Raw genomic sequence first — 8218 nt, 5'->3', positions numbered from 1 at the left:
GCCCAGCGGGGCGAGCCGAGGCGGATGGACGACGACGATCTCGACTTCCGGAGCCGGGAGCGGCGGGATATCGGGCATGCTGGCTCGTCTGGCTGGTGCGGTGGGCGCCGCGAGGGCTAAAGACACGGTATGGAGAGCGCAATGGCCAAGGTCGCCATCGTCACGGGGGCGGGCAGCGGAATCGGGCGGGCAGTTTCCTTAGCGCTCGTTCGGTCCGGGTGGAGCGTTACACTCGCCGGTCGCCGCGCCGATGTCTTGCAGGAAACAGCCGATCTTGCCGGGGCGGAAGCCACGCTGGTCCAGCCGACGGACGTGGCGGACCCCGAGTCGGTCGACGCCTTGTTCACGGCCACGAAGGGCCGCTTTGGGCGGCTGGACCTGCTGTTCAACAACGCCGGGACCGGGGCGCCGCCCACGCCTCTCGAGGACCATTCCATCGAGCACTGGCGGCGCGTGGTCGACGTGAACCTCACGGGCGCCTTCCTCTGCACCCGGGCCGCGTTCCGCCTGATGAAGGACCAAGACCCGCGCGGCGGGCGGATCATCAACAACGGCTCGATCTCGGCGCACGCGCCCCGCCCCCGCTCGATCGCCTACACCGCGACCAAGCACGCCATCACCGGCCTGACCCGCTCGACCTCGCTGGACGGGCGCGCCTACGACATCGCCTGCGGCCAGATCGATATTGGCAACGCCGCCACCGACATGACCCGCGCCATGGCCAAGGGCGTGCCCCAGCCGGACGGTTCGCTGAAGGTGGAGCCGACCATGGACGTGCAGGCGGTCGCCGATGCGGTCCTCTACATGGCGGGGCTGCCGCTGTCGGCCAACGTCCAGTTCATGACCGTGATGGCGACTCAGATGCCGTTCGTGGGCCGCGGCTGAGTTGCGACAGGGCGTCGCAAGCTGAGCCTTGCAAAGGCGCCCAAATTAACGGCTGTCCGAGGGGCGGGCGCCCGTAACTTAACAACGTTCTGTTTGCATCGCACCATTGTTGCTGCGTCGCAGCAACTTAGCGCTTGCGTCAGCGGAAGAGCGGCGGAATCATGGCGCATCGGTGGTGGACACGGTGAGCGTCAGTCTCCCGGCCCGCCGAGAGGAACGTCGGAAAGGGGTTTGGCAAACCCTTGTCCCGGAAGAACATCATGATCCGTACCCTGACCATCGCCGCCGCGGCCGTCATGCTCGTCGCCGCTCCCGCCAGCGCTCAGTCGATGAAGGTCGCCGTCGCCGGCAAGACCACCGAGCAACTGCACGCCGACATCGCCAAGGCCGCCAAGAAGGTCTGCCAGCAGGCCGTCGTGGGCGCCTCGTTCCCGCGCGAAATGTACGCCTCGTGCTTCAAGCATGCGGTGGCCGACGCCGTGACGCGCGCCAACGACCCGGCGCTCGCCGCCGCCGCCGGCATCAAGCTGGCCTCGCGCTAAGTTCAGGTTGCGCCGAACGGAACCGGCGCCGGGGTCTCGACCTCGGCTTCGGCGAAGTTCGGCGCACGCTTCTGCATATTGGCCATGACGGCCTCGACCTGGTTGGGCGAGCCGATCAACGCCGCCTGCTCGCGGCTCTCCTCCAGCAGGATCTCGTGCTGGTCGCCCTGAGCCGCCAGGTTCAGCAGCCGCTTGGCCGCGCGGATCGCGTGCGGATTGCGGCCCGCCACGTCCTTCGCATAGGCCAGCGCCTCGGCCAGCGGATGTTCCGACACCCGCGTCGCCAGGCCCATGGCCAGCGCCTCCTCACCCGTGAAGATCCGACCTGAATAGGTCAGGTCGCGCGCCACGTCGTCGCGCACCAGGCCGCGCATCAGCACCATGCCGGCCATGTCGGGCACGAGGCCCCACTTGATCTCCATCACCGACATCTTGGTGTCGTGCGCCACGAAACGCATGTCGGGCGCCAGGGCGAGCTGGAAGCCGCCGCCGAACGCCACCCCGTGCACCGCGGCGATCACCGGGACGGGGATCTCGCGCCAGACCATCACGGCATGTTGCGCGCGGTTCGACCCGCCGGGGGTGCGCTTCGGGGTCAGCAGCGGTCCGGCCGTGCCCTTGCCCCCTTGACGCTCGCCCGAGGCCATGGACTGGAAGTTGCCCATGTCGAGGCCGGCGCAGAATGCCCGCCCCTCCCCCGACAGCACCACCGCCCGCAGGCCCTGCTCGCCCTTCAGCCGCTCCCCTGTCTGGATCAGGGCCTCGAACATGGCGTTATCCAGGGCGTTCATCTTGTCGGTCCGCACCAAGCGCACGTCGGCGACGCCGTCCTGGATCTCCACCTTCACGCGGTCGTTCATCGTCTGCTCCTCCTACCGGTTGCGTCGTCAGGCGAAGTGGAAGCCGGTTCGACGCCCGGACGACGCAAATCAAAAGTTCAAAGACGCTAGATCGCCAGCGATCTAGCGGCGGGCGAGGACGTAGCCCGCGCGCGGGAAATGCACATGGATCACGTCCAGCTCGCCGCATTCGCGGGCCAGGGTGATCCGGTCGTTGGTCAGGTTCACGAGTACGCCCTCGACGGGGTCGCGCCCATAGTCGTCGGCCTGGACGACGGCCGCGTCGCCCTTCTTGAGCCCGGTGGGGTCGCCGGGCGCGCAGACGCCCTCGTCCGCCGGCGTCGCCGCCGTGGCCGCCTGCAGCGCTTCGGACGGCGCCATCTCCTGGCGTGTCCCATGACCGATGGCGCGCAGGCGCTCACGCCAGGCCAGGGTCCGCGGCAGGCCGGCGAGCATATCATCCGCCACGGCGGGCGCCGCCGCGCCCAGCCACCAGACGTTCATCCAGGCGGCGACGTCCGCCAGCGACGGCTTCGCCCCGCCCAGGAAGTCACCGCTGGCCAAGCCCTCCTCCATCCAACCGGCATAGGCCCGCCACTGCTGGCGCATGAACGGCGCCGCCGCCTTCATGGCCGCCACATCGAAGGGCCGGCCCGACAGTTTCTCGCGGTCGGCGATGAAGTCCTTGGGGACCCGCTCGCCCATCTCCGCGAAGATCAGGGCCACGCTGGCCTGGAACCACAGGCGATCGGCCCACAGGTTCACCGCCCAGTCGGCGCCCGTCACCACACGAGGCTCGGGATGGCGCCGCTCGATCTCGGCCAGGATCACCTGGGTGTCGCAGTAGACGTCCGCCCCGATCTGCATCACCGGGATGCGCCGATAGCCGCCCGTCAGGGGGATCAGATCGGGCTTGGGCATGATCACCGGCTGGATCACCGAGCGCCAGGACAGCCCCTTGATGCCGAACATCAACCGCACCTTCTCCGAGAAGGGCGAGGTGTCGTAATGGTGGAGGATGAGCTCGGCGGTCATCTAGACGACCACGACCCCATCGCCGGGCGGGTTGGCGTAGAGGGCCTCGACCAGGGCGTGACGGCGCTCCAGGGTCGCCCGCTGGTTCACATAGCCCTTGTCTGTGATCTCGCCCGCGTCGATCGACGGCGGCTCCAGCATGACGATGAAGCGGGCGATCCGGCGCGAGGAGCCGCCCGCCGTGGCGTTGAACGCCGCGATGCGTTCCTTGAGTTCGGCCTTGAGCCTTTCGATGGGATTGTCGCCCAGGGTGGGCAGGGCCGCCGGGGACGGCCAGATCAGGGCGCTGGCGAACGGTTTGTCCTGGCCGGCGATGACCATGTCGAAGGCGTACGGCGTGCAGGCCGCCACCAGGTCCGGCCGCAGGGTGCCGACCGACACCCAGGTGCCGCTGTCCAGCTTGAAGTCCTCGGTCACGCGGCCGTCGAACACCAGGCCCAGCTCCGGGCGCCCGGGGTCCAGGAAACGGCAGGCGTCGCCCAGCTTGTAGAAGCCCTCCTCGTCGAAGGCCGCGGCCGTCTTCTCGGGGTCGTTGTGGTAGCCGGTGGTGACCGTCGGCCCCTTCACCCGCACCTCCAGCTTGGAGCCGTTCGGCACGAGCTTCAGCGTGATGCCCGGCAGGGGCAGGCCGATCAGCCCGACCAGCTCGGTGATCCAGTGGACCACCGTGATCCCTTGCGTCTCGGTCGCGCCGTACATGGTGGTCAGCGGGATGCGATGACCGGTCTCGGCGATGGCCAGGGCCTGCAGCCGCTCGGAGACGTCGGTGGACAGGGTCGCCCCGCCGTAGCCGGCGCTGCGCAGGTTCTTGAAGAAGCTCTTCCGGAGCGCCGGGTCGCGTTCCATCGCCTCGACCAGCATGCCGAACGCCACGGGCGCCGAGCCGAAGGTCATCGGCGAGATCTCGTAGAGGTTCTTGATGGTGGTCTCGAACATCCCCGGGATCGGCTTGCCCTCGTCGAGGTGCAGCGTGGCGCCGGCCCACATGGCGCCGTTGAAGCCGATGTTCCCCGCCGAGATGTGGCTCCAGGGCATCCATTCCAGCCCCTGGGGGATAACGTCAGGATCGACCGGCTCGTCGCGCAGCCCTTCCATCCCGGCGATCACGCCGGCGAACATGCCGTGCGTCTGGGGCACCCCCTTGGGCATGCCGGTGGAGCCGGAGGTGAACAGGTACTTGGCCACGGTGGCATGGTTCAGCGCCTCGCGAGACGCCTCGACCGCCGGCGTGGGCTCGGTGGTCGTCAGTTCGGCCAGCGCCGTGGTCCCGGCCCCGCCGTCGACGGTGACGAAGCGCAGGGTCGGATCCTGCGCCTTCAGCGTCTCGAAGGCGCGGGCGAACATCTCGCTGTTCTGGGCGAACACCACCCGGGGTTTCACCGTGGCGAAGCAATGCTTCAGCTTGGCGTGGTCGGTGGAGATGAGGCTGTAGGCCGGGCTGATCGGCGCGATCGGGACGCCCGCCGTGTAGCAGCCCAGCATCATCAGGGCGTGTTCCACCGAGTTGGCGGACAGCACCATCACGCTGTCCTCACCGGTCAGGCCCTGGTCCAGGAGCCATTGGGCGATCCCATCCGCGGCGCGCTTGGCTTCGCCATAGGTCACGCCCTGCCAGGGCCCGTGGCCCGGGGCGCGCTGCAGGATATACGGGCGGTCGGGGTGCGCGGCGGCCCGCTCGGCCAGCAGGTGGGCGATGGAGCGGGGGCCCTCGGCCGGCGGATGGTTCGACCGGACGTAGTAGGTCCCGTCGGCCGACCGCTCGATGCTGACGTCCGGCGCCTTCTGGGGCAAAGGCTTGAACGGCGGCGGCGCGGCGACGGCGGCGCCCTGGTCGTCGGCGGGGCTCATGCCCGTCCTCCCGGTTGTGGTTTGGTTGCCCCAAGCCTATGCCAACGGCGCGCGCCTGCAACGGGGACGCCACGTCAACGATGCGCCGTTTGGGCGCCGCCTGGGAAACCTTGCCGGGAAAGTGCGCCGTGCAGCGCGGTCAACGACCGCCTTCGAACACCACCTCTTGGGGCGCATCGCCCACCCGGAACAGCACGGTGCGGGTGACCTTGCTCCGCCGGACGTTGACCTGGTTCTCCTGGTCGGCGTGGGCCTCCTCGAGCAGCCCGGAGTCCACCGTCACCGCCTGCGCCGGCGCGGGCAACAGCGCCCCATAGACCAGCTCCACGCTGTCGCCGGCCAGCTTCGTGCGGCGATGCTGGAGCGTCACGGCCCGGCCTTCTGCGTCCCATAGCCTGAACACCCGCCCCGCATAGACCTCCAGCGCCTTGAGGGCGTCAGCGTCGTCCAGGCTCTGCTGCGCGTCGGGCGCGATCACCGACAGGGCGGGCTCCACGTCGTGGGCGGCCATGCGGTGCGTGATCGTCACCGCGCCGGTGGCGGCGTCGATCTCCACCACGCTCAGCGAGGCGTGGCCCCGGTGCGCGGCGGCGGCGCCCGGCAGTGCAAGCAGCGCCGCCGCGCAGAAGGCGAGCAGCCGCCTCACTTCGGGGCGTCCGCCGACTTGGGCTTCGTCGCCGGCTGCGTCGCCAGGCTGTCAGGCGTAACGCGCAGCTCGTTGTCCTTCAGCTTGTTCTCGTCGTCGGGGCGGGTCGGCGACAGCTTCAGGATCTTTTCGACGCCCGAACCTTCGAACAGGTTGTTGTCGCGGTCGGCGTCAGCCGTCTCCCACAGCGGGTCGAGCTCGGCGCGCTTCAGGGTCTTGGCGGTGACGTACTGCCAGGTGACCTGCTTGCTGTTGCGGCGCCAGATCTCGGCCGGGATGCGGACCGTCTCGGTGCTGCCGTCGGTGAAGTCCAGCTTCAGGATCACCGGCATCACCAGGCCTCCGACATTGCGGAACCGGAAGCGGTAGAAGGTGTCGGTCTGGTTGCGGGCCACGCGCTCCTGCGGCGTCAGGTCCTCGTCGGCCTCCTTGGCCTTCTTGCGCTGGGCCACGGTCGCGTCGTTGCGGTTGATCGTGTCGTAGTAGTCGCGGACCTTCGGGTCGCGCTCGGCATAGGTGGGCTCGGTGTTGCGGCTCTCGGTCAGGCTGGGCGGCTCGGCGGCGGCCCGCTCGCGCCGCGTCTTGGCGCGGGCCTCGGCGTCCGCCGGCTCCACCTTGCCGGCGGTCACGCCGTCGAGGGCGATGTCCACATGGTCGGTGGAATAGAACCAGCCGCGCCAGAACCAGTCGAGGTCGACCCCGCTGCTCTCCTCCATGGTTCGGAAGAAGTCGTAGGGCGTCGGGCCCTTGAAGCGCCAGCGGGTCGCGTAGTCCTTGAACGCCTTGTCGAACAGCTCACGCCCCAGAACGGTCTCGCGCAGGATCACCAGGGCCGTGGCCGGCTTGGAATAGGCGTTGGGGCCGAACTGCACCAGGGAGTCCGACTGGGTCATCACCGGCACCTGGTTCTGGCTGACCATGTATTCGACGATGTGCCGCGGCTCGCCGTCGTAGGCCGGGAAGTCCTTGGACCAGCGCTTCTCGGCCTGGAACTCGAGGAAGGTGTTCAGGCCCTCGTCCATCCAGGTCCATTGGCGCTCGTCGGAATTGACGATCATCGGGAAGTAGGTGTGCCCGATCTCGTGGATGATGACGCCGATCAGGCCCGCCTTGGTCCGCTCGGTGTAGGTCAGGTCCCCGGTCTTCTTGTCCTTCGTCGGCCGCGGCCCGTTGAAGGTCATCATCGGGTACTCCATGCCCCCGTTGATGCCGTTGATCGACTGGGCCTTGGAGTAGGGATAGGGGAAGGCGAAGTCGTTGTAGGTGTCGAGCGTGTGGGCGATGGCCTTGGTCGACCAGGCGTCCCACAGCGGCCGGGCCTCCTTCGGATAGAAGCTCATGGCCATGACCAGCGGCCGCTCGGCGCTGTCCTGACGCACGCCCATGGCGTCCCAGACGAACTTGCGGCTCGAGGCCCAGGCGAAGTCACGCACGTTGTCGGCCTGGAACACCCAGGTCTTCTCGCCGGTCGGCTTGCGGCCTTCGGCGGCCAGGGCCTCGGGCGGGGTGACGATGTAAACCGGCTCCTTCGCCGTGCGGGCCTGTTCCAGGCGCTGGCGCTGGGCGGCGGTCAGCACCGCGCCGGGGTTGGTCAGGTCGCCGGTGGCCGCCACCACGTGGTCGTTCGGCACCGTCAGGGCGACCTCGTAGTCGCCGAACTCCAGCGTGAACTCTCCAGCGCCCAGGAAGGCCTTGTTGTGCCAACCCTCGTAGTCCGTGTAACGGGCCAGCCGCGGGAACCACTGGGCGCCCAGGAACAGGCAGTTGCCGTCCTCGTCCGGCTTGGTGAAGCACTCGTAGCCGTCGCGGCTGCCCACAACCTTGGTCTCCACCATCCGGTAGGACCATTCGATCGTGAAGGTCGCGGAGGCGCCCGAGGCCAGCGGCTGGGGCAGGTCCAACCGCATCAGGCTGTCGACGACGGTATGGGGGATGGTCCGGCCGCTGCCGTCCTTCACGGAGGTCAGCTTGAAGCCGCCCTCCCAGTCCTTGAACATCTGGACCCGGCGCAGGGCGGCCAGGCTGATCTCGTCCGCCGCGCCGACGGTCGCCGTACGCTCGGCGATGCTGTCCCGCCGGAAGATGTTCTGGTCCAGCAGCAGCCAGAGGTAGGTCAGCCGGTCCGGGGAGTGGTTCCTGTAGGTGATCGTCGCCTTGCCGGTGACGGTCTTGGTCGCCTCGTCCAGGCGGGCCTGGATCCGATAGTCGACCTTCTGCTGCCAGTAGCGGTGGCCCGGCGCGCCGCTCGCGGTGCGATAGTCGTTGGGGGTCGGCCACTCCTCGCCTTCGAGCTGGCGGAAGGCGTCCTGGAACGGGGCCTTGGTCTGCCGGACCGGATCGGCCATGGCGGCCGAGGCCGCCAGTGCGCCGACAAGGCCAGCGCACACCCACACAACGAACCTGTTCATCGACCTGTCACGCCC

General features: G+C 68.8%; 7 protein-coding genes. 2 read left to right on the top strand and 5 right to left on the bottom strand.

Annotation, left to right across the window (positions count from 1 at the left end; all coding sequences use genetic code 11):
• Positions 1–129: 129 nt before the first annotated feature.
• Positions 130–885: an SDR family oxidoreductase gene (locus tag AX721_RS16805; protein WP_068877135.1), complete on the top strand. Its 756-nt coding sequence runs from the start codon at positions 130–132 to the stop codon at positions 883–885.
• Positions 886–1145: 260 nt separating this feature from the next.
• A complete protein-coding gene (locus AX721_RS16800) occupies positions 1146–1427 on the top strand; it encodes a hypothetical protein (RefSeq protein ID WP_156467207.1) in 282 nt (93 codons plus the stop codon).
• A gap of 2 nt (positions 1428–1429) precedes the next feature.
• Here AX721_RS16800 and AX721_RS16795 read toward each other — a convergent pair whose 3' ends face one another.
• The 5 genes from AX721_RS16795 to AX721_RS16775 all read right to left on the bottom strand — a co-directional run bounded on the left by AX721_RS16795 (position 1430) and on the right by AX721_RS16775 (position 8203).
• Positions 1430–2287 (bottom strand): crotonase/enoyl-CoA hydratase family protein, encoded by an 858-nt coding sequence (locus AX721_RS16795; protein WP_068877133.1) that lies wholly within the window; start codon positions 2285–2287, stop codon positions 1430–1432.
• A gap of 102 nt (positions 2288–2389) precedes the next feature.
• Complete coding sequence (locus AX721_RS16790) at positions 2390–3301, bottom strand: glutathione S-transferase family protein (protein WP_068877132.1); 912 nt, start codon at positions 3299–3301, stop codon at positions 2390–2392.
• Positions 3302–5149 carry an AMP-binding protein gene (locus AX721_RS16785; protein WP_068877131.1) on the bottom strand — a complete coding sequence of 616 codons (1848 nt, stop codon included), beginning with the start codon at positions 5147–5149 and terminating at the stop codon, positions 3302–3304.
• Between the two features lie 139 nt (positions 5150–5288).
• Positions 5289–5795: a DUF6702 family protein gene (locus tag AX721_RS16780; protein ID WP_068877130.1), complete on the bottom strand. Its 507-nt coding sequence runs from the start codon at positions 5793–5795 to the stop codon at positions 5289–5291.
• Entirely contained in the window at positions 5792–8203 is a 2412-nt protein-coding gene (locus AX721_RS16775; RefSeq protein WP_068877129.1) for a M1 family metallopeptidase, read from the bottom strand. The genes AX721_RS16780 and AX721_RS16775 overlap by 4 nt, the downstream gene beginning before the upstream one ends.
• Positions 8204–8218: the final 15 nt, after the last annotated feature.

Origin of the sequence: Phenylobacterium sp. CCH9-H3 (assembly GCF_001557235.1) — a bacterium.
Lineage (GTDB): Bacteria > Pseudomonadota > Alphaproteobacteria > Caulobacterales > Caulobacteraceae > Phenylobacterium.
The sequence above is the reverse complement of the archived record's forward strand: the minus strand, read 5'-3'. Positions and strand labels throughout refer to the sequence as shown.